This is a genomic window from Alkalicoccus luteus, assembly GCF_052061695.1.
Classification (GTDB): Bacteria; Bacillota; Bacilli; order Bacillales; family Salisediminibacteriaceae; genus Alkalicoccus; species Alkalicoccus luteus.
Map to the genome: position 1 here is coordinate 39737 of NZ_JBPZEY010000007.1, position 26613 is coordinate 66349.

Annotated in this window: 21 protein-coding genes and 1 tRNA gene; 12 read left to right on the forward strand and 10 right to left on the reverse strand. The window is 50.9% G+C overall.

Going from position 1 to position 26613, the window contains the following annotated elements; translation table 11 throughout:
* Positions 1-50: 50 nt before the first annotated feature.
* From ACSZLD_RS10705 to ACSZLD_RS10720, 4 genes are read right to left on the reverse strand one after another with little or no spacing between them, the layout of a single operon-like run.
* Positions 51-1070 (reverse strand): ABC transporter ATP-binding protein, encoded by a 1020-nt coding sequence (locus tag ACSZLD_RS10705; protein WP_377909039.1) that lies wholly within the window; start codon positions 1068-1070, stop codon positions 51-53.
* On the reverse strand, positions 1030-2073 hold the full coding sequence (locus ACSZLD_RS10710; RefSeq protein ID WP_444685158.1) for an ABC transporter ATP-binding protein: 1044 nt from the start codon (positions 2071-2073) through the stop codon (positions 1030-1032). The genes ACSZLD_RS10705 and ACSZLD_RS10710 overlap by 41 nt, the downstream gene beginning before the upstream one ends.
* Before the next feature lie 33 nt (positions 2074-2106).
* Complete coding sequence (gene nikB, locus ACSZLD_RS10715) at positions 2107-3027, reverse strand: nickel ABC transporter permease (RefSeq protein WP_444685159.1); 921 nt, start codon at positions 3025-3027, stop codon at positions 2107-2109.
* A 25-nt stretch (positions 3028-3052) separates the two neighbouring features.
* Entirely contained in the window at positions 3053-3949 is an 897-nt protein-coding gene (locus ACSZLD_RS10720) for an ABC transporter permease (RefSeq protein ID WP_444685160.1), read from the reverse strand.
* A 413-nt stretch (positions 3950-4362) separates the two neighbouring features.
* On the opposite strand from ACSZLD_RS10720, the gene ACSZLD_RS10725 reads away from it, so the two are divergent.
* A complete protein-coding gene (locus tag ACSZLD_RS10725) occupies positions 4363-6051 on the forward strand; it encodes a glutathione ABC transporter substrate-binding protein (RefSeq protein ID WP_444685161.1) in 1689 nt (562 codons plus the stop codon).
* A gap of 162 nt (positions 6052-6213) precedes the next feature.
* Positions 6214-7578 carry an aspartate kinase gene (locus tag ACSZLD_RS10730; protein WP_444685162.1) on the forward strand — a complete coding sequence of 455 codons (1365 nt, stop codon included), beginning with the start codon at positions 6214-6216 and terminating at the stop codon, positions 7576-7578.
* 62 nt (positions 7579-7640) lie between these two features.
* Here the strand turns inward: ACSZLD_RS10730 and ACSZLD_RS10735 are convergent, their stop codons facing one another.
* Together ACSZLD_RS10735 and metA are read right to left on the reverse strand one after the other, a co-directional pair.
* Positions 7641-9095: an alpha-amylase gene (locus ACSZLD_RS10735; protein ID WP_444685235.1), complete on the reverse strand. Its 1455-nt coding sequence runs from the start codon at positions 9093-9095 to the stop codon at positions 7641-7643.
* A 139-nt stretch (positions 9096-9234) separates the two neighbouring features.
* Positions 9235-10149: a homoserine O-acetyltransferase MetA gene (gene metA / locus ACSZLD_RS10740; RefSeq protein WP_377909045.1), complete on the reverse strand. Its 915-nt coding sequence runs from the start codon at positions 10147-10149 to the stop codon at positions 9235-9237.
* A 203-nt stretch (positions 10150-10352) separates the two neighbouring features.
* Between metA and ACSZLD_RS10745 the strand changes: the two genes are divergently transcribed.
* Together ACSZLD_RS10745 and ACSZLD_RS10750 are read left to right on the forward strand one after the other, a co-directional pair.
* Entirely contained in the window at positions 10353-11132 is a 780-nt protein-coding gene (locus tag ACSZLD_RS10745) for a Cof-type HAD-IIB family hydrolase (RefSeq protein ID WP_444685163.1), read from the forward strand.
* Between the two features lie 79 nt (positions 11133-11211).
* Positions 11212-11288 (forward strand) — tRNA-Arg (locus ACSZLD_RS10750).
* Positions 11289-11602: 314 nt separating this feature from the next.
* On the opposite strand, the gene ACSZLD_RS10755 is transcribed toward ACSZLD_RS10750, so the two are convergent.
* Entirely contained in the window at positions 11603-12355 is a 753-nt protein-coding gene (locus tag ACSZLD_RS10755) for a hypothetical protein (RefSeq protein ID WP_444685164.1), read from the reverse strand.
* Positions 12356-12830: 475 nt separating this feature from the next.
* On the opposite strand from ACSZLD_RS10755, the gene ACSZLD_RS10760 reads away from it, so the two are divergent.
* Entirely contained in the window at positions 12831-13352 is a 522-nt protein-coding gene (locus ACSZLD_RS10760) for a DoxX family membrane protein (RefSeq protein ID WP_377909048.1), read from the forward strand.
* A 457-nt stretch (positions 13353-13809) separates the two neighbouring features.
* On the opposite strand, the gene thrB is transcribed toward ACSZLD_RS10760, so the two are convergent.
* The 3 genes from thrB to ACSZLD_RS10775 are packed head-to-tail and all read right to left on the reverse strand — an operon-like array spanning position 13810 to position 17089.
* Positions 13810-14730 (reverse strand): homoserine kinase, encoded by a 921-nt coding sequence (gene thrB / locus ACSZLD_RS10765; protein ID WP_377909049.1) that lies wholly within the window; start codon positions 14728-14730, stop codon positions 13810-13812.
* Positions 14727-15791 (reverse strand): threonine synthase, encoded by a 1065-nt coding sequence (thrC, locus tag ACSZLD_RS10770; protein WP_377909050.1) that lies wholly within the window; start codon positions 15789-15791, stop codon positions 14727-14729. The genes thrB and thrC overlap by 4 nt, the downstream gene beginning before the upstream one ends.
* Positions 15791-17089 carry a homoserine dehydrogenase gene (locus ACSZLD_RS10775; RefSeq protein WP_444685165.1) on the reverse strand — a complete coding sequence of 433 codons (1299 nt, stop codon included), beginning with the start codon at positions 17087-17089 and terminating at the stop codon, positions 15791-15793. Before ACSZLD_RS10775 ends, thrC begins: the two co-directional genes overlap by 1 nt.
* Before the next feature lie 207 nt (positions 17090-17296).
* Between ACSZLD_RS10775 and ACSZLD_RS10780 the strand changes: the two genes are divergently transcribed.
* The 7 genes from ACSZLD_RS10780 to ACSZLD_RS10810 all read left to right on the forward strand — a co-directional run bounded on the left by ACSZLD_RS10780 (position 17297) and on the right by ACSZLD_RS10810 (position 26604).
* Positions 17297-18220 carry an acetamidase/formamidase family protein gene (locus ACSZLD_RS10780; protein WP_444685166.1) on the forward strand — a complete coding sequence of 308 codons (924 nt, stop codon included), beginning with the start codon at positions 17297-17299 and terminating at the stop codon, positions 18218-18220.
* Between the two features lie 110 nt (positions 18221-18330).
* Positions 18331-19923: a response regulator gene (locus ACSZLD_RS10785; protein WP_444685167.1), complete on the forward strand. Its 1593-nt coding sequence runs from the start codon at positions 18331-18333 to the stop codon at positions 19921-19923.
* A complete protein-coding gene (locus ACSZLD_RS10790; protein ID WP_444685168.1) occupies positions 19923-20960 on the forward strand; it encodes a HEAT repeat domain-containing protein in 1038 nt (345 codons plus the stop codon). The genes ACSZLD_RS10785 and ACSZLD_RS10790 overlap by 1 nt, the downstream gene beginning before the upstream one ends.
* 2 nt (positions 20961-20962) lie before the next feature.
* Positions 20963-22384, forward strand: coding sequence for a glycosyltransferase family 2 protein (locus ACSZLD_RS10795; protein WP_444685169.1), 1422 nt, complete (start codon positions 20963-20965; stop codon positions 22382-22384).
* A 2-nt stretch (positions 22385-22386) separates the two neighbouring features.
* Positions 22387-22740, forward strand: a complete 354-nt coding sequence (locus tag ACSZLD_RS10800) for a response regulator transcription factor (protein WP_377909056.1) — start codon at positions 22387-22389, stop codon at positions 22738-22740.
* The gene (locus ACSZLD_RS10805) at positions 22737-25514 is read left to right on the forward strand and encodes an ATP-binding protein (protein ID WP_444685170.1); all 2778 of its coding nucleotides are present in this window, start codon (positions 22737-22739) and stop codon (positions 25512-25514) included. The genes ACSZLD_RS10800 and ACSZLD_RS10805 overlap by 4 nt, the downstream gene beginning before the upstream one ends.
* Positions 25515-25851: 337 nt before the next feature.
* Positions 25852-26604 (forward strand): SDR family NAD(P)-dependent oxidoreductase, encoded by a 753-nt coding sequence (locus tag ACSZLD_RS10810; protein WP_377909058.1) that lies wholly within the window; start codon positions 25852-25854, stop codon positions 26602-26604.
* Positions 26605-26613 lie beyond the last annotated feature (9 nt).

Consider the following 26613-nt stretch of genomic DNA (forward strand, 5'->3'; position numbering starts at 1 on the left):
GAAAAACCCTCTGGCAAGTAATAAGCCAGAGGGTTCTTTCGGTACTTATCTTAATAATTCGGCTGCATTTCACCGGATTCGATTTCCTCAATGTAGTGGCAGGCGGCGCGGTGGCCGTCTTTCATCAGGTCATCGTTTGTTCGGAGCTCAGGATCATCCGTTACACACTTATCGGTCGCAAATGGGCAGCGTGTATGGAACCGGCAGCCGCTTGGCGGATCAATCGGAGAAGGAACGTCACCCTTCAGAATGATCTGCTCTTTCCGCTTTGTCGGATCCGGAACCGGAATCGCGGACAAAAGCGTTCGCGTATACGGGTGCTTCGGGTTGTCGAACAGCGATTTCTTGTCTGCAATCTCAACGATTTTCCCGAGGTACATCACGAGTACGCGGTCGGAAATATGACGGACGACACCAAGGTCGTGCGAAATGAAGAGATACGTCAGATCGAGATCCCGCTGCAGCTTCTTCAGCAGGTTCAATACCTGTGCCTGAATCGATACGTCGAGTGCCGACACCGACTCGTCACAGATGATCATTTTCGGGTCTACGGAAAGCGCACGGGCGATCCCGATACGCTGACGCTGACCGCCGCTGAATTCGTGCGGGAAGCGGTCAATCTGGTGCTCACCGAGACCGACCGTCTTCATCAGCTCTTTAATTCGCTCTTCACGGTCTTTTTTCGGAGCGACGTTTTGAATCTCCATCGCCTCATTCAGAATCTGACGTACCGTCTGGCGAGGGTTAATCGATGCGTAAGGATCCTGGAAGATAATCTGCAGGTCCTTTCGCATATCGCGCATTTCCTTCTTGCTGAGAGAGACGAGATCCTTTCCGTTAAATTCCACGGTACCGGAAGTTGGGTTATCCAATCGCAGAATTGCGCGTCCTGTCGTCGATTTACCGCAACCTGATTCGCCAACAATGCTGAGCGTTTCACCAGCATTCACTTCAAAGCTGATATCGTCGACAGCTTTCACGTCGTTTACTTTGCGGCCAAAAATACCGCCTTTGATCGGAAAGTACTGCTTAAGATTTTGTACTTTCAGGATCTGCTGTGGAGTAGTCATCTCGTACGTTCACCTCCGGTCCGTCCCACTGGTCTGTATGAATCCAGCAGCGTACTTGGTTTCCGTCTTCAAGCTCTTCAAGGTCCGGCAGTCGTTCATGGCACATATCACGGGCAAACGGGCACCGTGGTGCGAAGCGGCAGCCTTCCGGAAGCTCATCCGGACGTGGAACCATGCCGCGGATCACTTCAAGCTCGTCCTGATCGATGTCGTGACGTGGCAGCGACTTCAGCAGGCCGACCGTATATGGATGCTTTGGCTTGGAGAAAAGTGTTTCCACGTCTGCATATTCAATGATTTTACCTGCATACATAACGGCAACGTAATCGCACGTTTCCGCCACAACACCGAGGTCGTGTGTGATCAGCATCATTGACATGCCGAGGTCCTTCTGCAAGTTATTGATCAGGCGCAAAATCTGTGCCTGAATCGTCACGTCAAGAGCCGTTGTCGGCTCATCGGCAATCAGCAGCTCTGGATCACACGCGAGGGCAATCGCTATCATCGCGCGCTGGCGCATACCGCCGGAGAGCTCGTGCGGGTAAGCTTTCACCCGGGCCTTCGGAGAAGGAATACCAACGAGTTCCAGCATATCAACTGCTTTATTCAGAGCTTCCTTTTTGGACATGCCGCGGTGAATCTGATAAGCTTCCGCAATTTGGTCGCCGACGGTGTAGACCGGGTTCAGAGACGTCATTGGCTCCTGAAAGATCATCGAGATTTTATTCCCGCGGATCTGGCGCATTTCTGCTTCACTTTTCTCAAGCAGGTCCTCGCCGTGGAAGTAAATATGACCGCCCTTGATTTTACCCGGGTCTTCAATCAAACGCATGATAGAAAGGGACGTGATGCTTTTTCCTGAACCGGATTCGCCCACAATTCCGAGCGTTTTTCCGGCCGGGACGTCAAAGTGTACACCGTCTACGGCCTTGATTTCCCCTTTATGGGTAAAGAAGGACGTCTGGAGGTCGTCCACTTTAATAATGGATGGTTTTTGTTCCAACGTTTTTCCCACCTTTCAATGTCGGAATATCGGTTAATCCAGCTCGATCCGCTTGTTGAGGAGTCGATAGGAAATATCTACAAGGAAGTTAACGAACACAAACAACAGAGCAAGAATCAGTACAGCCCCCTGAACGATCGGGAAATCACGCTGAGATATAGCTTCCACGACGAGACGTCCGAGCCCATTGATGGCAAACACGGTTTCTGTTAGTACGGCGCCGCCGAGAAGGGTACCGAACTGAAGACCAACTACCGTGACAACCGGGATCATTGCATTGCGCAATGCGTGCTTGTAAATGACATAACGCTCCTTTACCCCCTTAGCGCGGGCGGTGCGGATGTAATCCTGATGAATAACTTCCAGCATACTGGAGCGCATCATTCGGGCGATAATCGCGGCCCCGGCAGTCCCTAGGGTGATGACAGGCAGAATAATCGCCTGCGGAGAGCCCCATCCGGAAACTGGCATCCATTCAATGTTCAAGGCTAAGTACTGAATCAGCATAAGACCAAGCCAGAAGTTCGGCATAGACAGACCGAACAAGGCAAAGACCATGATAAACATGTCAGAAAAAGAATTACGTCTTGTCGCCGAAATAACGCCGGCGATGATACCGATAAACACGCTGACAATCGTACTGTAAAGGGCAAGTTCTACGGTAATCCAGAAACGGACGCCGATTTCATCACTGACAGCACGTCCGCTGCGGATCGAGTTGCCGAGATCACCTTGTACAGCATTTCCGACAAACGTGCCGTACTGTACATAAAGCGGATCATTCAGGCCGAGACGGTCACGCATTTGTTCAATCTGTGTTTCGCTCGCACGCTCCCCAGCCATAATCTGAGCCGGGTCCCCCGGAATGAGGTGCATCATCAGAAAAACGATGATCGTCACCCCGAACATAACCGGAATGGTTTGAAGCAGGCGGCGTATCGTATATTTAATCAAAGTGTTTCACCTCGCTTGCGTTATTTTATGCTTTCAGTTTCGGATCCAGTGCGTCACGGACTCCGTCACCAAACAGGTTGAAGGCAAGAACGACCAGGACGATGGCAATACCAGGGAAGAGGGCAATATGCGGATGCTCCCACATATAGTTTCTTCCAGCAGACAGCATCGCTCCCCATTCCGGTGTCGGAGGCTGAGCTCCAAGACCAAGGAAGGAAAGACCGCTTGCTGTCAAGACCGCAGTCGCGATAAACAAGGTTGCCTGAACGATGATCGGCGACATAATGTTCGGCAGAATGTGCCGGAAAATGATCCGGAAATCTGACGCGCCGAGTGCACGCACCGCATCGACATATTCCAGCTGGCGCACAGCGAGCGTAGAACCACGTACGATTCGGGCAAATACAGGTACAGAAAAAATGGAAATGGCAATAATAACGTTATTAATGCTCGGTCCGAGAACAGCTACGATACCAAGAGCAAGCAGGATACCAGGAAAAGCAAGGAGCACATCCATCGTACGCATGATGATCGCGTCAATTGCTTTTCCGTAGTAGCCGGAGACGATACCGAGTGCGACCCCGAACACCATTCCGATCGCTACTGAAAGGAATCCTATGTATAATGTGATCGACATTCCATGAATAATACGGGTGAAGATGTCACGTCCGTGATGGTCCGTGCCAAACCAGTGTTCAGAAGACGGACCTTGAAGCCGTGCCTGTACATTCGGCATGTTCGGATCCAGACTCGTCAGCATCGGTCCGACAAAGGCAGTAATAATGAAGAAAAGAATCAAGATACCGCCGGCCATCGCCAAATAGTTCTGACGAAGCTTACGCCAGGCCGTTTTGAAGTTTTCCAAATATGGATTGATCCGCTTCGGATCCTTTGGGGCATGTCTGACAGTTGTCTCAGCCATAACGAAACCTCTCTTTCACAAAATATATTTGATTTTGACAAATGTAACCGCTTAATTGCCATTATCCTCCTATTATAATAGGACACTGAATAAACGATACGAAAAAATTATATCATTAACACACTTTTACACAAGGGATAATCCCAAAAAAGACAGATATTTTTACAATATAGTTTTGTATGTAAATTAAATCTGGCATATGTTGTAAAAAAGCTTGTAAGAAAGGTTAACAAGCAAGTGATTTATTGCACAAAGCTTGTATTCCTTTAACGCGGTGATGAAGTTATATTGCAGTAATAATTGCTCAATATATTATTTTCAGAAAAAAAGAACTTGTTTTTTTATGAACCGTATTGTAAATTAAAGTGGAGCAAGAATGTAAAAATATGAGATACCATTAAGGGGGAACGATCATGCTAAAAAGCAAGACGCTGAAAGCAGCGCTCATCACGACTGCTGCTGCCATGACATTCGCGGCGTGTGCCAGCGAGCCGGATAACAACGGCGGCGGGGACAACAACGCTGCACCGGACAACGGGGCAGAAGAGAACAACAACGAAGAAGCAGCCGACAATAACGACGGCGAAGAAGCAGCTGACGGAGAAGGCGAAGCGACGGATGAGGATCTCGATCCGAATAACCTCGTTATCGCACAGATTTCCGACATCGTTGCACTTGATCCTCAAGGATCCAACGACGTACCTTCCAGTAACGTGCAGCACAACCTCTACGAAACACTTGTAGCACAGTCTGAAGAAGGCGAAATCGAGCCGCTTCTTGCTGAAGAGTGGGAAGATGTAGAAGAAGACGTATGGCAGTTCACGCTCCGTGAAGGCGTGACGTTCCACGATGGTTCTGATTTTACAGCTGACGACGTTGTCGCTACTTTTGAGCGGATCCAGGACCCGGATGTTGCATCCGAGCGTGCGTTCCTCTTTGAAATGGTTGAAGAAGTTGTCGCGGTAGATGATTATACAGTAGAATTTCACACGGAGTTTCCTTTCGCTCCACTGCCGGCACACCTGGCTCATACTGGCGGAAGCATCATCAGTGAAGAAGCGATTGAAGCAGACTATGAGCAGGCAGAAGATGGCGGACAGCCGGGCGACTACCTGAACGAAAATCCTTCCGGAACTGGTTTCTTCCAGTTTGAAGAGTGGAACCCGGGCTCTGAAGTAGTGCTCAGTCGCAATGACGACTACTGGGGTGACCCTGCAGGTGTTGACCAGGTAACATTTAAGGTAACTCCTGAGCCGCAGACTCAGATTGGTGAGCTTGAAACTGGTGCAGCCAGCATCATCTATCCTGTACGTCCGGATGACCGCAACCGTGTAGACGGAACAGACGGTATCAGCGTATACGAGCAGGAAAGCTTAAGCCTTGCATACATCGGCTTCAACATGCAGCAGGAGCCGCTTGATGACCAGCAGGTGCGTCAGGCACTGACAATGGCGATCAACAAGGACGACATCATTGAAGGTGCAACTGGCGGGACTGCAAACCCGGCCGTTGGTCCGATCAACGATCTCGTATTCGGTTTCTCTGATGAAGTAGAAGAGCTTAGCTATGATCCAGAGCGCGCGCAGGAGCTGCTTGAAGAAGCTGGCTACGGCGACGGCATGGACATCACGCTCTGGACGAACGACAGCGAAGAGCGTATCCAGATTGCAGAACTCGTTCAGGCGCAGCTCTCCGTGATCGGCGTTAACGCTGAGATCGAAGTACTTGAGTGGGGCGCATACCTCGACAGCACAGCTGAAGGTGAGCACGACATGTTCATCCTCGGTTGGGTAACAGTAACAGCGGATGCCGACTACGGTATGTACGCACTGTTCCACTCCAGCCAGCACGGTGCAGCAGGTAACCGTTCCTTCATGGACAACGAAGAGCTTGACCAGCTGCTTGACGATGCACGTACAGAAACAGATGAAGCTACTCGTGAAGACCTTTACGAGCAGGCGATGGAAATTCTCGTAGAAGAAGCTCCAATGCTATATCTGTATCACTCTGACTACCTCGTCGGTCTTCGTGACGAAGTACAAGGCTTCTGGAAGCATCCAAACGGCCTTTACCAGCTACACGAAGTAACAATCGAAGAATAGAACATTTTCTATCCCCGGAGCCAGCCTCCGGGGATTTTCTTATTCGTGCTGAAAAGCCTGCTTTACCTGTTGAAGCAGGAGTTCGGATTTAGTATACTTACGTTATGTCTTTTCAAAGAGGACATTTGTACATTTAAAAGAAACAAAGAAGGGGACAGGCATATGGTAAAGGTAGCAAAATTCGGCGGAAGCTCGCTGGCTGACGCCGGGCAGTTTGAAAAAGCAGCGACCATTATCCGTGCGGACAGCGAACGCAGGCTGATCGTCGTTTCCGCACCCGGAAAACGGCATGGAGAAGACATCAAGACAACCGATCTGCTTGTCACCCTGGCAGCTGACGTACTGGAGGATGGCCCTGTTGAGGAAAGTCTTCAGGCAGTGAAAGAACGCTATGAATCGATCGTCCGCGGACTTGGCCTGTCGGGAAATCCGGCAGCCGAAACAGAGCAGCAGCTGCGGAAGCTGATTGACGAATACAAAACCGATCCGCCACGGCTCATGGATGCGCTGATGGCAAGTGGTGAAAATGAGAACGCCAAGCTCATGGCTGCCTATTTGCGGTCGTTAGGAGAAACAGCCCGGTACGTATCACCTGAGGAAGCAGGTATGGTTGTGACAGACGAACCGGCAAACGCCCGCATCCTGCCTGAAGCGTACGAGCGGCTGAAGAAGCTGCGCGAAGAGGAAGGCATTCTTGTGATTCCTGGATTTTTCGGAGTGTCCAAAGCGGGGCATATCGTGACGTTTCCGCGCGGCGGTTCTGATATCAGCGGCTCGATCATCGCTGCTGGTGTCGAAGCGTCCCTCTATGAGAATTTCACAGATGTGGATTCCGTTTACTCGGTCAACCCGTCGCTCGTTGAAAACCCGAAAGAAATGAAGCAGCTGACGTACCGGGAAATGCGGGAGCTTGCGTATGCCGGATTTTCGGTGTTCCACGATGAAGCGCTGCTGCCGGTGGTAGCAAAGAAAGTGCCGGTCGCCATCAAAAATACGAATCACCCGGACGCGCCGGGAACACGCATCACTGCTGAGCGGGAACGGGAAGGTCTGCCGGTGATCGGCATTGCAAGCGACAGCGGGTTTGTGACGATTAACCTGACGAAATATTTGATGAACCGGGAAGTCGGCTTTGGCCGGAACCTGCTGAACATTTTAGCTGAAGAAGGTATTTCCTTTGAGCATACGCCGTCCGGAATCGACAATATGTCCATTATCGTTCGGGAAGAATATTTGAACGATGCGGCTGAGAAGCGGATCCTCGAGCGGATTCGCGAAGAGCTCGATGTGGAGGAGGTGCATGTCGAGCGGAACCTTGCCATGGTCATGGTCGTCGGAGAAGGCATGGCAAGCACGGTCGGTGTCGCATCTAAGGCGACGACGGCCCTCTCAGAAGCGGGCGTGAACATTAAGATGATCAACCAAGGATCCTCTGAGGTGAGCATGATGTTTGGCGTAAATGCAGAAGATGCCGATTTAGCCGTCAAAAGCTTGTATAAGGCATGCTTTGAAAAAGAACCGGTATAACGTGAAAAAAGGCGCCGCTGTCAGGAAGCGGCGCCTCTTTTTATGGGTGAAGACGCACGGTGTTACTCTTTTTTTACATAGACAGAAACACTCCCGCCGTCTACAGGAAAGTCTGCATTGCCTTCTTCATCAATTTCAATATCATCTTCTACGCTGCCGGTCAGATCATGCCATATTTCACCGGCTCGGTGTTCGCCGACGTTCATCGTTTTCGACCCCGGCTCTCCGTTCGTCATAATGACCGCACAGCCGGAGTCGGGATGGTCCTCTGAACCGAGCCGGACCCAGCCGATGGTGCTGTGATGATCGAAATAGTCGATCTGCTCGCCGTAGCTGTACTGGTTACGGGCGTGCAGGAGCGGATCCAGCATCTCCTTTTTACCGTCGATCGGTTCATCGCCGTCAATCCCGTAGTAGTCGCCGTAAAAGACGCACGGATAGCCGTCTTCGCGCAGTAAAATAAGAGCATAGGCCATCGGCTTGAACCAGTCATCGACCCAGGATTCGAGCGATTCGCCCGGCTGTGAGTCATGATTGTCGACGAACGTCACGACGTTCGCTTCATGCTTTTCCACGAGTGACCCTTCAAAAATGGTCCGCAGATCAAAGTCTTCACCTTTTTCTGAAGCCTCGTGAAACCGGTAGTGCAGACCAACATCAAATAAGTCGATGCTGTAGTCGACGTACTCCAAAAACTCTTCTTTCGCTTCCGCGTCCGGATTCCAAAATTCGCCGACAAAGTAAAAGCCGCCGCCCTGTTCTTCCCGTACCTGCCAGATGAAGTCAGAGATAAAGTTGTGATTAATATGCTTGATCGCATCGAGTCGGAAGCCGTCGACGCCTGTTTCAGCGGCAAACCATTTTGCCCAGTTCAACGTCTCTTCCACAACTTCCGGATGATTGTAGTCAATGTTTGCGAACATGAGATAATCGTAGTTGCCGAATTCATCATCGACGTGATCGTTCCATTCCTTCCCATCGCCAAGAATCCGGAAGACAGCATCCTTTTCTTCCGCTTGATCGTAGTCCGTTCCATTAAAGTGGTAGTAGTGCCAGATGAAGTCAGAGTGTTCGCCGTCCCGTCCGGGAAACGTGAACTTGGTCCAGCCTTCGATGTCATAGGGATCGCTTATTACGTCGGTGCGATTGTCCGGGTCAACTTCCACGACTTCAAACGTTTCCGTTTCATCTGCGCCGGCTTTATGGTTCATCACAATATCGGCGTAAACCATCACATCATGATCGTGACAGGCATGAATCGCTTCCAGCAGCTCTTCCTTCGTGCCGTACTTTGTGCGGACCGTCCCTTTTTGATCAAACTCTCCGAGATCATAAAGGTCATACACGCCATAGCCATTGTCATCCTGGGAGATTGCCTTTGTTACTGGTGGAATCCAGACAGCATTAATGCCAACACCCTGAAGCTCTTCCACGTGCTCCTTCAGACGCTGCCAGTGCTTGCCGTCGTTCGGTACGTGCCATTCAAAAAATTGCATCATTGTATAGTTAGATGGTATTTGTCCCATAAAATTCCTCCTGTAAGTGATGTGGATATGCTCTTATACCCGTTACAGGCAGAATGAAACAGGACCTTCGATTACCGAAACAACCCCTTATACAAAAAAGACGCCCCGGCACGCGGCCGGAGCGAGACGATCAATTCCATTCGAACGGTGTCTGCTGGTAAACGTAGTAGTTGAGCCAGTTGGAAAACAGCAGGTGCGCATGAGAGCGCCAGCGGTTCATCGGCGCTTCGGATGGATCATTGTTCGGAAAATAATGAGCAGGAATCTGCACGCTCAGTCCGCGGTCGAGATCGCGCTCATACTCTTCTTTCAACGTGACCGTATCATATTCGAGATGGCCGGTTGCCATGACGTGACGTCCGTCCTTCGACATTAACAGAAACGGCCCTGCTTCCTTCGACGAAGCGAGCAGAAGCAGGTCATCATGCTCCAGCGTCGAATCGACGGCAATATTCGTGTAGCGTGAGTGCGGGGCGATAAACTCATCGTCAAAGCCGCGCAGCAGCTCGATCTGCTTCACGGCCGGATCAATCCGGTGCCGGAAGATGCCGGAACACTTCTGTTCAAGCGGCACCTTTTGAATACCATACAGATGATAGAGGGCCGCCTGCGCCCCCCAGCAGATGTGTAAGCTCGACGTCACGTTCTGCTCCGCCCAGTCCATGATCTCCGTGATTTCCTTCCAATAAATCACGTCTTCAAAGGAAAGATGCTCAATCGGGGCACCGGTGATAATCATGCCGTCAAACTTGTGCTCGCGAATGCTGTCAAAGTCCTTGTAAAACTCCTCCAGATGCGAGTGGCTGACATTTTTCGGCTGATAGGTCACCGTGCGCAAAAACGTAATGTTTACCTGAAGCGGCGAGTTTCCGAGCAGCCTGAGCAGGTGGGCTTCTGTTTTTTCTTTTTCCGGCATGAGGTTCAAAATCACGATGTTAAGCGGACGAATGTCCTGCATTGTCGCGCGCTCATCTTCCATGACGAAAATATTTTCGCCTTCCAGTACATCCTTGGCCGGAAGGTTTTTCGGGACATTAATCGGCACTGCGGTTCCACCCTCTCCTGCTGACGCAAAAATCTGATAACTTCTATTATAACAACTGGCAGGAAATCTACAATGATTTTATCCGGAAGCCGCGCACATGTAAACGCTTAACTGCACGAAGTTGTCTGTAAACCGCTGTACGACGGTGTTTAGTTGGCTTATAATGGACGGAGCATCCATATCCAGAGAGGGGACAGAAGACGATGGCCGATCGAAAACTGCTTTTTTTTGACATAGACGGAACACTTGTAGATGAGGAGAAAAAACTGCCGGATTCCACAATCGCAGCGATTCAGGAGCTGCAGGACGCCGGACACTATACAGCGATCGCGACGGGGCGGGCACCATTTATGTTCAGCCGGCTGCGAGAGAAGCTTTCCATCAGCTCCTTTGTCAGCTTTAACGGCTCATACGTGGAATTTGAAGGCGAAACGATTCACGAAAATCCGCTAAAGTATGAGGAGCTGAAGCGCCTTACGGCGATGGCAGAAACGAATGACCATCCACTCGTGTACTTGGATCATCGCGACATGAAAGCAAACGTCCCGCACCACCCGCACATTGAAGAGAGCATCGGATCGCTCAAGTTTGATCATCCGGAATTTGACGATACGTACTTGAACAGCCGGCCGATCTACCAAACGCTGCTGTTCTGCACCGATGGAGAAGAGAAGCCGTACGAACAGGAATTCAACGACTTTGATTTTATCCGTTGGCATGAAGTCTCCACAGACATCATCCCGTCCGGCGGCTCCAAAGCGATTGGAATTGAGGCCATGATGAACCGTCTTGGTGCAACCAGAGACGATGTATACGTATTCGGAGACGGACCGAATGACATTGAAATGCTTTCTTTTACAAAAAACAGTGTTGCCATGGGTAACTCTGTGCCGGAAGCACTGAAGGCTGCTTCCCACGTAACCGGTCACGTAGGCGAGGACGGACTTGCAGACGCCCTGCGCCAGTTTGGATTAATCAAGTAGCCTCGGGTGGAAGAAGCCGGGTGATTACGCTATAATGAACAGTGCCGTCTCCCCCTTTCAGGCAGACGGCACATTCGATGACCCTGTAGCTCAGCAGGATAGAGCAGCCGCCTCCTAAGCGGCAGGTCGGAGGTTCGAATCCTCTCAGGGTCGCCATACATAATAACGCTGAAACCCTTGATAGACAAGGGTTTTTTTATGTTTTTCATTGGAATGTATGTTCGAAGAAGGTGATTAACAGCAGTGTTTGGGAGCGAATTTTCTTTCCTTACAGATTCCCTTCAATACATTCATTAAACTGGTCTGAATAGTTGTTTTCCGATATACGATGGCGAATGAAATAGACACGAAGTTTAACTAAAAGTCTCTGTATGTATAACTCACGTTTTAAAGAGGTATCCTTCCACTTGAAATACACGAACGTACGTTCTTTTTAACGAGAAAAGAAAAGCCTCGAAAGGCTTCACTTTTTAAAACTCAACTTCAATGTCTACATCTTCTCCAATATCTTCCCAATCCTCATTAGTAGGGGAGCTCCATGTGATTCGAACGCTTTCAACATCTTCCGCTGCAGAGTTTTCTAATACGAAGAAGAAGGTACCATTGTGAGAAGTTCCTGACATCATGTCACCATCGATATGATCGGAGAGCCACATATCTGATTCAAGCTGCTCTCCAGTACTCGTAGCGATCGTTGCTTGAGAAACGTAGAAAGTGATATCTTCATCTGCAGTGTTTTCGACAGTAAGATCCATTTGGATCATTTCAAGCTCTTCCGTTTCCAGCATGTCAGCCATTTGCTGAGACAGTTCACCAGACTGCGCATTTACTTGTTCAATATCAATGACAACGGGCCCAGTTTCAATTGTATCAATATCATCTTGTCTTGCATGAAGGGTAAACGTCCCACCTTCATTTTCAATCGTTTCCCCAACTTCTGTTTCCCAACCGTCTTCTGCAATTTCATCTGCAGCGTCTTCTTCGTTTCCGTTCATTTCTTCATCAGCTTCAGCATTTTCTTCGTTCTCTTCTTCTAACTCTTCGTTCTCGTTATCTTGCTCATTATTGTCCTCATGCACATCGTCATTATTCATATCGTTCTCATTGTTATTCAAAGCTGCATTAGCTTCGTTCTCATTTGCGTTACCATTATTCTCAGCATCCCCGCATGCTGTGAGTAGAAGAGCAACACCAATCGTAGTTGTAAAAACTGCTTTCCTCAAAAAGACAACCCCTTTTAGTAATAAAATAATATAACCCTACTACATTATGGGAGTAAGTGAGTAAAAAAGAAAGGGTTATTTACTATTGTTTCGTTTGTTCCGTGCACTATTTCATATGAAACGCGTTTCGTCTCCTGGATAGCATTTAATCATTCAAATCGATTAACTACTTTTGCTTCTGGTCGAACTGTCTTTTGTGAAAGATTGGGAAGAACAAGTGTTTAGAAATGTGCAGATTTTCACGGCCGAATTATTTGCTCAATATTTCACAAATTAGACACAAGGTTTATGCTCAGTAATTCACAAGTGTGTGCTATAGTATACCTATAGAAAGGTTGCTCACTAATTCACAAACTAACATCCGGTCATCCCAGCGCGCAGAGCCGGAAGCACTTTGTTCCGTCCATCATGGACAAGAAACGTGAGCAGCTTTTCTTCCAAACCAAACTTATAACAATCTTAGGAGGAATTAATCATGTTTATGGACTTCTTACGGAACAATCGAATTGCTGCTGGTATTCTCACGTTTCTCCGCCTATATCTAGGTTGGGCCTGGTTGACTGCAGGGTGGGGCAAGGTAGTTGGAGGATTTGATGCTTCCGGCTATCTGCAGGGCGTTGTAGCCAATGCTGATGTTGCCGCACAATATCCTACCTACCACGCCTTTATTGAACATATAGCATTGCCGAATGCCGGCCTCTTCAGCTTTATGGTCGCCTGGGGTGAACTGCTTGTCGGATTGGGACTGATCCTCGGTGTGTTCACTACTGCTGCTGCGTTCTTTGGAATCGTGATGAACTTCGCATTCCTGTTCGCTGGAACGATCTCTACGAATCCTTTGCTCGTCCTGGTTACCATCTTCATTCTCGCTGCGGGTGCCAACGCAGGCCGCTTCGGCGGGGACCGCTGGGTGATTCCTTACCTGCGCACCCACCTACTGGGCCGCGACTGGATCCAGAAGCGGATGCCGCAGAGCCGCCGTCCAAAAGCCGCATAGTGAAAGAGAACCGGGAGCAACTGAAGCTTCCGGTTTTTCCATGCGTGCTGCCTTGTGAAAATGTGTATGTTTCGTCTTAAACGCATGCAGCGAGGCAGAAAGGAGGTGCAGTATTTTTCTCCATGTAGCCAACTGTCTGTAATGTCGGATCGCTTCCGGGAGCTGGAAGCTTCCTGATGACTGGAATTCTCTGATGAAAGTTTTTATTTGGGGGCGGAAACGTTTCATTTCAGCCTTCCAACTTTTCATTCTCCGTCCTCAACTTATCATTTCCGGACTGTATCTTATTACGGTTATCACCCTCTGTTCGCGATAGCGAAAATTTAATCATTTGCATGCCTGACGTTTTCACGTTCGCATCGGAACTTATCATTTTGCACCGATATCTCGTCCGACCCCCTCATACACATTAAAAGCCCGAGGCCGCAACGCGCGGCTTCGGGCTTTTCGTCACGTTCTATCGTCGAACTGCTTCGCGGCAGGGGATCGCCTCCACGAAGGAGCCTCCTGCGTCGACTTCGACTTGTTCCACTGCCTGCTCCTGATAGTGGGAACGGAGCTGGAGCAGCACTTCTTTGCCTTTTCCTTTTGGGATAAAAAACAAAATGATCGGACCGGCGCCGCTCAGCGTCGCACCGTATACCGGAAGCTCGTCGATCAGCGTTTCGGCCCGCTGCCATTCCGGAATGGAAGGGAGGCGGTACGGCCGGTGAAACAGGTCGTTTTTCATCATTTTGCCGGCGAGCTCCCAGTTGTTCTGCATAATGGCAGCGGTCAGCACGTTCGCCGCGCTGCTGGCGTTGACGGCTGCCTTATAGGAAAAGCCTTCTGGAAGCGTATCGCGCGATTCCTTCGTGCTGAGTTCATACGACGGGATGACCGCGACGAGATCAATGTCCGGCACGCCGGCGTGCACAAGGTATGTGTCCTCTTCGTACTGGCTGCCGATGACGAGCCCGCCGTAAATGGAGGGAACGACGTTATCCGGATGTCCTTCATACAGGCTTGACCAGTGCGCTTTGTCTTCGCGCGTCAGCTGCAGATCGCAGAGCACATCCGCAAGCTCAATGCCGGCTACGATGGCCGTGGCGCTGCTTCCAAACCCGCGGGAAAGAGGGATGTCGCTCTCCATTTTGACGCGGGCGGCGGGAAGGGCGACGTCATACTTTTCTGCGATCCATTCGGCGATGATATAAATCAGGTTTTCTTTTCCGGCGGGAATGCCCTCAAGATGAGGAGAGTCCGCTTCGAATACCCATTCGTCAGCCGGCTCTGCATACAGCGTCAAGTAGCGGTTCAGCGCCATGCCGATGGAGTCAAAGCCGGGACCCAGGTTGGCGGTGCTTGCCGGAACGCGGATTTTCCACTGCTGATTCATGACTGCTTCACCCTTCCAAGCATATGATCAAAGACGACCTGCTCATCATTTGGCAGCTTGACAGGCTGCACAGGAGCGGTATCGATCGCCGTATTCGGATCCTTCAGTCCGTTTCCAGTCAGTACAGAAACGACGCGGGAGCCCTTTTTGATTTCGCCGGATTCGATCTGTTTGATCAGGCCGGCTACAGAAGCGGCAGAAGCCGGCTCGGCGAACACGCCTTCTTCGCGCGCGAGCAGCTTGTAGGCTGCGACGATTTCATCGTCTGTGACAAAGTCAATCGCGCCGCCGGAAGCTGATGCAGCGTTTACTGCCTTATCCCAGCTTGCCGGGTTGCCGATCCGGATCGCGGTTGCGAGTGTTTCCGGCTGATCGATGACTTTGTTTTGCACGATCGCCGCTGACCCTTCTGCTTCGAAGCCGCGCATTTGCGGGAGTCCTGTTCCTCGCGCTTTGTGATACTCTTCAAACCCTTTCCAGTAGGCCGTGATGTTGCCGGCGTTGCCGACGGGAATCGTCAGGACGTCCGGCGCGCTGCCGAGTGCGTCCACCACTTCAAAGGCGGCCGTTTTCTGTCCTTCAATCCGGTACGGGTTCACCGAGTTTACAAGCGTGATCGGCGTCTGTTTTTCCAAGTTGCGCACCATCTGCAGCGCATTGTCGAAGTTTCCTTCGATGCTGACGATTTCAGCCCCGTAGACGACCGCCTGCGCGAGCTTGCCCATGGCAATTTTCCCGTCCGGAATGACGATCAGGCAGCGCATTTTTGCCTGAGCCGCATAAGCGGCAGCGGCAGCTGACGTGTTTCCGGTAGAAGCGCACATGATCGCTTCGCTTCCAGATTCCTTCGCTTTGGCAACAGCCATGACCATGCCGCGGTCTTTGAATGAGCCGGTCGGGTTGGCACCGTCGTATTTCACGTACAATTCTACGCCGAGCTTCTCAGAAAGATGCTTCATCGGCAGCAGCGGTGTATTGCCCTCCTGCAGCGAAAGCATTGGTGTATCTTCAGTTACTGGCAGATATTCCTTATATTCTTCTAATAGTCCGCGCCACAGCATTATGACATGTCTCCTTCCGTACGGTAGCTGCTCTTAATCTCGACGACAACATCCTCGTCCTGAAGGCGCTCCAGTACTTCCTCATAATCTTTTTTCGTTACTTCATGAGTGACTACAATGATTTCCGCCAGGCGGCCTTCGTTCAGCGGTACCTGCAGGATCTTTTCCAAGCTGACGTTATGCTCGTCGAAAATGCGGGTCAATGCTGCAAACGTGCCGCGCTTGTCTTTTGCGTGAATCCGCAGGAAGTACTTCGAACGGATTTCTTCATCGGTTTTCAGCTGCTTCTCAAACTGAGGAATGACAGCAGAGTTGCCGGTGACCCCGAGCCGCTTGTTTTTCAATACTTCCACTAAGTCGGAAACGACAGCGGTAGCCGTCGGCAGCTTGCCGGCGCCGGGACCGTAAAACATCGTTTCCCCGACCGCTTCCCCGTAGACGTAAACGGCGTTAAACTCGTCATCGACAGACGCAAGCGGATGCTCATGCGGAACGAGCGTCGGCTGCACGCTCACCTCCACTTTATCGCCGTCACGGACAGCAATCCCGATCAGCTTCATCGTATAGCCGAGCTGCTTGCTGTACTGCAGATCCTGGCTCGTCACCCTGCTGATGCCCGAAACCGACACATCATCCAGATCAAGGTTCATGGAAAAGCCGAGCGTGCCGAGAATCGCAATCTTTCTCGCAGCGTCAAGTCCCTCCACATCAGCGGTCGGATCCGCTTCTGCGTAGCCGAGCGCCTGTGCTTCTTTTAACACGTCTTCATAGAGACGTCCTTCTTTCGTCATCTGGGTCAAAATATAGTTTGTCGTACCGTTGACGATCCCCATCATCTTCGTGATCCGGTCGGAGGCCAGCCCCTCCACGATCGTGCGCAGAATCGGAATGCCGCCGGCGACGCTTGCCTCATAAAATAAATCGCATTTTTGCTCGTTTGCTGTTTTCAGCAGCTCGCTGCCGTGTACAGCCATCACATCTTTATTGGCTGTAACAACATGCTTGCCGTGCTCCAGCGCTTTTTTCATATAGTCGCGTGCCTGCTCCATGCCGCCCATCACTTCTACGACCACATCAATGTCCTCATCGAGAAGAATATCATCTGCATTCGTCGTAAGCTCTGTATGTGCAGCGGCCGGGCCGCGGTCCTTGTCCAGACTTGATACGAGCACTTTCTTTACTTTTACCGGTGCTCCGATCTGGTGAGCTAATTTATCCTGATGCTGCTCAATAATTTCAAGTACTCCGGTTCCTACCGTGCCGAAGCCAAGTAGTCCTACATTCATCTGTTGTGCCATCCCCGCTCACTCCTGATTGTCTCTATTTACGGTACAAATGTTTTCGTATAAAGGACATTATATAGAGGATAATGCGTAATAACAACCACTTGGACGCAAATAAACGAGGTATTTTTATGATAGCGTTTTCACTATCAGGGCGTTTGTTTTTTAGTCAATCCATAGACGTGATAATATGGAAGCAGATTGGAGAGGAGGATGTGCAGAATGAATCATACCATTCACCGTCACCACCATCATTTTGTCTGGGACCGGTCGCTTGAACCGGTATATGAGGCAGAGCCGGGTGAGGAAATCGGCTTTGAAGTAACGGACTCGTCTGCCGGTCAGCTGTCCAAAACGTCTACCGCGCAGGACGTGGCGAAATTGGATTTTGACAAAGTAAACCCCGTAAACGGACCCGTTTACGTCAAGGGAGCCAAACCGGGCGATACGCTGGAAGTGGAAATTCTCGGTTTTGGTCCGCAAAGCTGGGGCTGGACGGGCGTCATTCCTGGATTCGGACTGCTGAGCGAGCATTTTCAGGAGGCTGCTTTAAAAATCTGGGACCTGGAACAGGGGAAAGCGGAATTCCTTCACGGGATCGAGATTCCAATCGCACCGTTTCCAGGCACGATCGGCACGGCTCTCGCTGAACAAGGAGCACACAGCGTTGTACCGCCGCGTCAAAACGGAGGCAACATGGACATCCGTCACTTAACGCGGGGAACCAAGCTGTACCTGCCGGTGTGGGTGGAGGGAGCGATGTTTTCCGTAGGAGACACGCATGCTGCCCAGGGAGACGGGGAAGTATGCGGCACAGCGATTGAGGCGCCGATGGACATCGAGCTGAAGTTTCAGCTGCATAAAGGAAGGCAGATCAAGGAGCCGCAGTTTGAGACGAAAGGCCCGCTCGTTCACGGTCCGCCTGACCAGCGCTATTATGTCACTACCGGCTTTGGTGAGGATCTGATGACGGCCTGCCGCAAAGCAGTGAGTTACATGATTGAGCATATCAGCCACACATACGGCCTTTCAGACGTCGAAGCATACATGCTTTGCAGCACCGCAGTTGACTTGAAGCTGAGTGAAGTAGTGGATATTCCGCACTACCTCGTCTCTGCGTATCTTCCATTATCTATCTTTAAGTAGCGACAGGATGTTTATTCTGTCGTTTTTTTGAGTAAAAAAACCTATAATGGAAGTAACAGCTTAGAAGAAACGACGTCTATAACTTTAATTTGTATAAAAGGAGCTTCAATATGGAACGATATCAGCAGATGGTGTATAAGCGGATCGAGAAGACACTGGAGCTCTGGGAGCAGTCAGGGGATATTCGCGAAGATGAATTGTACCGCTTTTTTCATAACGTGAAAGGCACAGCAGGAACCGTTGGAATGACGGACGTGTATGAGGCGGCGTCAGTCAGGCTGGAACAGCTGTCAGAAACGGGACACTCAGTGCTGCCGCGGTCAACCTGGAAACCGATGCTTGAGCAGCTCATGCCGAGCAGGGAACAGCCGGTATTAAAGGAGCCTGAGCCCGAGCCGGAGGAAGAGACACCTTTTATCCTGGTGATTGACGATGATGTAGAGTTTATTGCCTATGCAAAAGAACTGCTGGAATCAAATGGGTACCAGGCTTTGCTGGCGATGACCGGTGAAAAAGGAATCGACATGTTTTATGAGTTCCGTCCGAAGCTCGTTATTTTAGACGCGCTCATGCCAGCTTTAAATGGGGAGAGCGTGTTCAGCCGGATTCGTGACAAGGCCGTGAGCGACTTTACCCCGATTGTCCTGCTGGGGGCAGGGGCAGGTCTGGAAGAACGGATCAGCGCTTATGAACAGGGAGCAATGGACTTTATCAGCAAACCGCTGCAGCAGGAGCTGTTTTTTCCCTTTTTAAAAAACCGGCTGCAGCTTCAGGAGCGCATCTGGAATTCGGCACTGCAGGATGAGCTGACTGGTGCGCGAAACCGCAAGCGCTTGTTTCAGGATATGGCTGTCCTGCAGGAAAAAGCGAAAGAAGCAGCCGTTTCGTTTTCCCTCATTCTTTGTGATCTGGATTATTTTAAAAAGATCAACGACACATATGGACACAGCACCGGGGATGAAGCACTCCGCCTGTTTGTGGATGAAACAGAAGCGCTGCTCGGAGCAGGAGAGAGCCTGTACCGCTATGGCGGCGAAGAATTCGTCGTCATTATGGAAGATGCCGGACCGGAGCAGGCAGAATACCGCATGGATCAGCTGAGGGAACGACTGGAGCAGCGTCCGCTGGAGGAAAGCGGAGTCAAGCTGAAGTTTTCTGCCGGCATTTCGACCCCTGAGAAGGAGTCCTTCCATCCGGAGGAGCTGCTTGAAAAAGCCGATCAGGCGCTGTATTACGCCAAGCGGCACGGCCGGGGCCGAACGGTTCCCTATAAAGAAGGGATCGCAGATGCGGTTGAGCAGGGAGTCGTGCAGGTGATTGTCGTCGACGATGACGAAGTGGTGCGGGATATGCTGCGACAGTACATGCAGCGCCGGACGGAGTTTGCAGGCAAAATCGTCCGTTTCCGCAGTTATCCGGACGGTGCCGCATTTTTAGAGGATAACTGGTATCGGGAAAATGATTATTACTTTCTGCTCCTGGACGGCATGATGCCGAAGCTTGACGGCATTGATGTGTTGACGGAAGTGCGCAGCTCGTATCCGAAAGAACGAATACTCGTGTCGATGCTTACGGCCAGAAAAAGCGAGGCCGAAATTGCGCGGGCACTGGAGCTTGGCGCAGATGATTATATGGTCAAGCCCTTCCGAGTAAGGGAAGTGGCTGCCCGCATGACAAGATTAATGGAAAGGGTGTTTGCCTGATGATGTGGGCTGTGTGGCTGATCATACTGTTTGTCGCTTTGCAGCTGGTGCTGCTCGTCTATTTGCTTTTGATGAAGTCGCGCGCACTCCGCTATGAGGAAGCACTGCAGGCGCATTATGAAAATCTGCTGCCGAAAATGGTGTCCTACGCTTCTGGTGAAGAGCAGCATCTGCCTGATTTTCCGGAACGGGGCCAGCTGAAGGTGGCGATCATCGAGAAGGTGCTCGACCGGCTGGCGCTGATAACGGAAAACACCGGCGAACAGGAGCGGCTTCAGCTCTTTGCTGAACAGGAGCTGCTGCCGGTTTATAAAAAGCGTCTCCGTAAAGGCAATTGGGCGGAACGGATGAATACGCTCTACTTTATTGAAGACCTGCATTTGACGCAGATGGCTGATGCTGTGGATACCCACATCAACCGGCTGCAGCAGGGAACAGAAGAATACAGGCAGGCAGTCCGGACACTTGCATCACTCGGCCATACTGGTGCGGTTGATGAATTGCTTCGTGAAGACACGACCGGAGTCGTCTTTCAAAAAGAAATCCTGCGGAGGCTCCCCGAAGAAGAGCTTCGGCACCTAGTAAACCGGCTTGACTCTGAAGCGCACCCGGAGCTCTTCCAGGCGCTTATTGTTCACATTGGGGAACGGGGGCTGCTGGAATTTCTGCCGGATGTGGAGCGGGCGCTTCATCATACGAATAAGGAAATCCGGTTAAAGGCGATGCGGAGCATCGGTGCCTTTCAGTATATGAATACACCGGCGCTGATCGATCCCTTTTTCCGTTCAGACCATTGGGAAGAGCGGATGTATGCCTGTAAAACGGCGGCCGTTCTTTCTCTGGAAAACCGGAGGGATGAGCTGCTGGAGCTGCTTGCAGACTCGGAATGGTGGGTCCGCTATGCCGCAGCTGAAGCGCTGCAGAGCTTTTCAGATGGCGAAATTCTGCTGGAATACGCACGGAATAATCATGAAGACCGCTTTGCACGGGATATGGCAGCGCGGACGCTGACAGCAAAAGCGGAAGGGGAGCGGTAAACATGGACATCCTTTCACTTCTCTTGACGATCACTGGTTACATGATCATCGCCTACATGCTGATCGTAGGCGGCATTTACCTGATTCTCTTTTTTATGTCGATGCCGAAAATCCGCCGCGAGCACGGACTGGACCGCGATGAACCGATAGAAGAGCTCACCGAGAGCGAGGATACGTATCCTGTCTCTGTGCTCGTTCCTGCTTATAATGAAGAGCTCGGGGTCGTTTCTACGGTCCGTTCGCTGCTTGCGCTGAAGTATCCGGAGTTTGAAATTATCGTCATTAACGACGGTTCCAAAGATAAAACGAATGAGAAAATGCTGACGTCATTTAACATGGAAAAAGTAAACTCACCGATTCGACAGCATTTTCCGACTGCGCAGGTGAACCACGTGTACCGCTCCCGCACCCATAAAAACGTCTGGCTGCTGGAAAAGGATAACGGCGGAAAAGCCGATGCGCTGAATGCAGGCATTAACTTTTCCAGATACCCTTATTTTGCAGCGATCGACGGGGACTCCATTCTGGAGCGGGACGCCCTCTTGAAGACGATGAAACCGATCATTGATTCAAACGGCGGAGTTACCTGCACAGGCGGGACGGTCCGGATCGCTAACGGATCGGAAATCCGCCGCAGCGTCGTGGAAAAAATTGCCCTGCCGAAGCAGCCGCTCGCAATCATGCAGATCGTGGAATACTTCCGGGCGTTTTTAATCGGGAGGCTGGGGCTCAGCCGGGTCAACGTTCTGCTGATCATATCCGGCGCGTTCGGCGTGTTTGAAAAGCAGCGGGTGATCCGGGCCGGGGGCTATGAAACGAAAACGATCGGAGAAGACATGGAGCTGATCGTGCGGCTGCATAAAATGCTCAAGGATGAAAAATCAACCCAGCGCATTGAATACATTCAGGACCCTGTCTGCTGGACGGAAGCGCCATCTGATGTCAAATCGCTGAAATCGCAGCGGATCCGCTGGCAGAAAGGGCTTGCCCAGACGCTCTGGCGTCATAAGAAGATGATGTTTAATCCAAAATATAAAGGCATCGGCCTGTTTTCCATGCCGTATTATTTTTTTGTGGAGCTGCTCAGCTCCGTCTTTGAATTTCTCGGTTATTTTATTATCATAGCCGGTCTCGTGTTCGGGTTAGTGAATCCGGAAGTGACGACGCTCATGATCATTGTCACGATCCTGTACGGCTCGCTGCTTTCTGCACTGGCGGTGCTGCTGGAGGAATGGACGTATCACAAGTACCGGGATATGAAGAGCATCCTCGTTTTGTATTTCTGGGCGCTCACCGAATCATTCTGGTTCCGTCCGTTTATGGTCTGGTGCCGCGTTGTCGGATTGTTCTCTGTCCTGAAGAAGAAGCAGTCCTGGGGCGATATGAAGCGAAAAGGAATTGAAGAAGAGCAGAAAGGAGCCTGATCGTGAAACGAATTTTAGTTGCAGATGATGAAGAGATTCTGCGCATGCTGATCACCGATACGCTGGAGGATCTCGGTCATGATATTACAGAAGCAGAGGATGGGGCGGATGCGCTGCAAAAGCTTAGCGAAGCCTCGTTTGATTTACTCGTCGTCGATTATATGATGCCGGAGAAAACAGGAATGGAAGTGCTGGAAAGCCTGTCGGATGAACAGCGGAATATGCCTGTTATCATGCTGACTGCTAAAGCACAGGAGCAGGATAAGCAGCGCGCCCTCGCTGCAGGAGCCGATTATTTTATGGCAAAACCGTTCAGTCCGGAAGAACTGGAAGCGCTCGTGGAGGATATTTTATGATGAAACGTTCCATTCGCAGCAGCTACATACAAAAGGCGGCTATTTTCGTTGCCGTTGTTCTCATTGTGACAGCTGCGGTTACAGGCTATTTAATTTATGACCAGAATCAGAAGGAAAAAGCACGGGAGCAGCTGACAGAGCGGTATGAAGCCGTCGATGCGGTATCAGAACGGCTGAACGAACTGTTTTTTCGTGCGAGGTCCTACTATGCCTATCAGGATCCTGAAGATCTCCGCCACACAGAGCTGGATCTAAGGGCGCTTCTTGCCGGGCTTGACCGGATGGAAGAGCTTGAATTAACAGAGGAGGAAAGCTTGTTTGCTGCAGAGCTTCGGTCATTTTTGATTACTTATGAATCGGACATTCTGCCAACCGCTGTGGCACTCGTAGCTGCCGATGATTACGAAGGGCTTCGCAGCTTCGGCCAGGAAGGTTCGGTAGCGCAGATTAACGGGCTTTTCGATGAAGCATCTGAGCTGCGGAATACCGTTTTCGCTGACTTGCAGCAGGAGTATGAATCCGCGCTGAGTGCGAGTATGACGAATCTGTTGCTCTCCTTTGGGTTTGGAATGCTCGTCTTTTTTGCGATTTTATTTGCGTCCCAGCGTATGCTGCGGAAACTGATTGTACCGGTGGAAGAGCTGACGGAAGCTTCCGATAAGCTGGCAGAAGGGGAAGCGATCGACATAGAGGCAGCGACCCGCAATGATGAGCTGGGCGTGCTTGGCCGATCTTTCATGAATATGGCGCTCACCCTGCAGCAGAACGAGGAAGAGATGCAGGCTCAGAATGAAGAGCTGAAAGCACAGCAGGATTCGCTGCAGGAGCTGCTGGAAGAAGCGGATCGGGAAAAACGCAAGGTGGACCGTTTCAGCCTGTTGAATGAAACGATGTCGACCCGCCTTGACCGCCAGGAGCTTCTCAGCGCCGTTTTCGCTTACGTGAACGAGCTTTATCCGAGCGACCGCAGCATGTTCTGTATGGTGGATACCAGTGATTTTCGTTCAGCCAACATGACGGAGGCGATGATCGAATCCTGGCGGGAGGCGGATAAAGCAGTCTGGGTTAAACGTCTGTTAAACGAGAAACGTGTCATCATCACACGCCCGGCGGAAGCCTCGGATAAAGGGATCGCACCTGAAGCAGATGTGACCGATTATTATACAGCTGTGAGAGACGCTGAAGGGCACATTTACGCTATCTTTGCCGCTACTACGATCGGGAAACGGTTTACAGAAGAAGAAATGGAAGAAATCGAGGCCCTGATGAGCCATGTAGGGATCGGTCTGCAGCGTGTCCTCATTCATGAAGAGATTGCGACATCGCGGCAAATCAGTCAAACCATACTCGACACTGTCAATGAAGGCATTCAGCTGATTGACGGCGAGGGAATTCGCCTTCAGGAAAACCGGGCCGCAGCGGAGCTGGTTCCTGGGGAGTGGCCGTCCAGTCTTCTCCAGCTTGTGGATGAACCGGGGGAGCTGGAACGCTTCTTTGAGGACATGGTTCACCGGCAGTCGGGATCGGCTTCTCATGAATTTACGATACAGCATGAAGAAGGCTCCGTCGTGTACAGCGTGTACGGAACACCTGTCTTTGACGACGATAAGCGCATCGGCACCATTTTTGTTTACCGTGATCGTACGAGGGAATCGGAGCTCGACCGCATGAAATCCGAGCTCGTCAGCACGGTAAGCCATGAGCTGCGGACGCCGCTTTCCAGCGTGTTAGGCTTTACAGAGCTGCTCTTAAAGAAAGAGCTGAAGCCGGAGCGTCAAAAAAAATACATTACGACGATTCATAAAGAAGCGAAGCGTCTGACCAATTTGATTAATGATTTTCTGGATCTGCAGCGAATGGAGGCCGGCAGTCAGCCGTACCGGATGGAAAACATACAGCTCGATCAGCTGGTTCTCGAAACAATGTACCAGTTCCGTCACGTGACGACGCATGAGCTTCTGTTTGAGGATACGGCAGGCGGAGTAACAGTTGAAGCAGACGGAGAGCGGATGCAGCAGGTGCTGACGAACTTGATCAGCAACGCTGTGAAGTTTTCCCCTGAAGGCGGAGCTGTGAAAGTGAAGCTTGCCGCTCAAGAGGATCTGCTGCGGCTTAGCGTGTCTGATGAAGGACTCGGTATTCCAGAGGCAGAAATCGCCAGACTGTTTCAGAAGTTCCAGCGAATTGACCAGAGCGACCGCCGCAACATCGGCGGTACGGGACTCGGTCTCGCGATTTGCCGGGAAATCGTCGAGAAACATGGCGGCAGAATCTTCGTAGATTCCGTAGAGGGAACAGGCTCCACGTTTACTGTCGAACTTCCACTGCTCGTAAACGCACAGCCGTCTGACGACCGGGAGCCGAATGTGAACGGCGAAACCGTTGTGATCGTGGAAGACGATGCGAGTCTCGCTCTGCTGCTGTCAGAGGAGCTGAAAACAAACGGATACCGGGTAGTCCATTATTTACACGCGGAAGCTGCCCTGAACGCGATGAAGGAAACCCCGCCGTCAGCGGCTGTGATTGACCTGATGCTCGGCGAAGGAGGGAACGGCTGGGATCTGGTTCAGCGAATGAAACAGGATGCTGCCACAAAGGACATTCCGATCGTCATTTCCTCAGCGCTCGATGAAGCAGAAGAAAAAACAGAGGAATTCGGTATCGCCCGCTACTTGACGAAGCCGTATCCGCCGGAAAAACTGAGCCGCGCGGTGATGGAGAACGCAGGGCAAAACGGTGATATTCTTTTTCCCGAAAACAGCTCCACTACCTGAACACGTTAGCGCGCAGCATATGAGCGGACGATCGAGTTTTCGATCGTCCGCTCACGCTTTTTAACGAAGTAAAATGCCGCTGCCTTTCAGGGTGTACGCTGAAAGCCTCCTCCCATCCTTTAGATGAAAAGGTTATTCTCGTTAACTGTTTATCATTTCTATGCCGTCCTTCTCCGCTTATCTGGCCTTCCGTTCAACATCAAACGACTTTGAAGACCTGGCAGCACGTGAAAGCCTGGAAACACGACTACATAAAATCACATATCAAACAGGTTTAGTTATACATAGATTGGGAATATATTAAACAAAAGCTCAACAATACTGGAGGCGGATAGGAATGGAACACTTTGAAGGGAAGGTTGTTCTCGTCAACGGCGGGACTTCCGGAATCGGCGCAGAAGCCGTCAAGCAGTTTGCTGAACGCGGTGCGCGCGTTTACTTCACAGGAAGACGGGAAGATGAAGGAAAATCCGTGGAGCAGGAAGCCGGAAGCACTGCCCACTTTCATAAAGTTGATAACACGAATCGTCAGGAAGTAGCTGATTTTTTTGAGAAGCTGTTGGAAGAAGAAGAGCAGATCGACATTTTGTTTAACAACTCAGGCGTCCTTTCACTTGGCAGTGGCCCGCTCGCACGGGTAAAGGAAGAAGACTGGGATGAACTCATCGCAGTGAACCAGACCGCGTTGTTTCTGTATATGAAGTATACGCTTCAGCAAATGCAGAAGCAGAAATCCGGTGCGATCATTAACAACGCCGCTATCCTCGGAAACGACAAAGTCAATCCGATGCTTCCGGCATACAGCGGAACAAAGGCAGCCGTTAAAGCCATGACGAAAAGCACGGCGCTGCGTTTTGCGAGACAAGGTATACGCGTCAACTGTATTTCTCCCGGTCCTACAAAGACAAAGCTGGCCGTGAAAGCATATGGGAACGAAGAATCCTTTGATAAAGCCTCAAAGGAAGCACCGCGCGGATCGTATGCCGATCCATCTGAAATTGTCGCAGCTGTCCGGTTTTTAGCCTCAGACGCTGCCTCTTATGTCATTGGCACCGAGCTCGTCGTTGACGGCGGGTACTCGTTGAAATAGATTGACCCG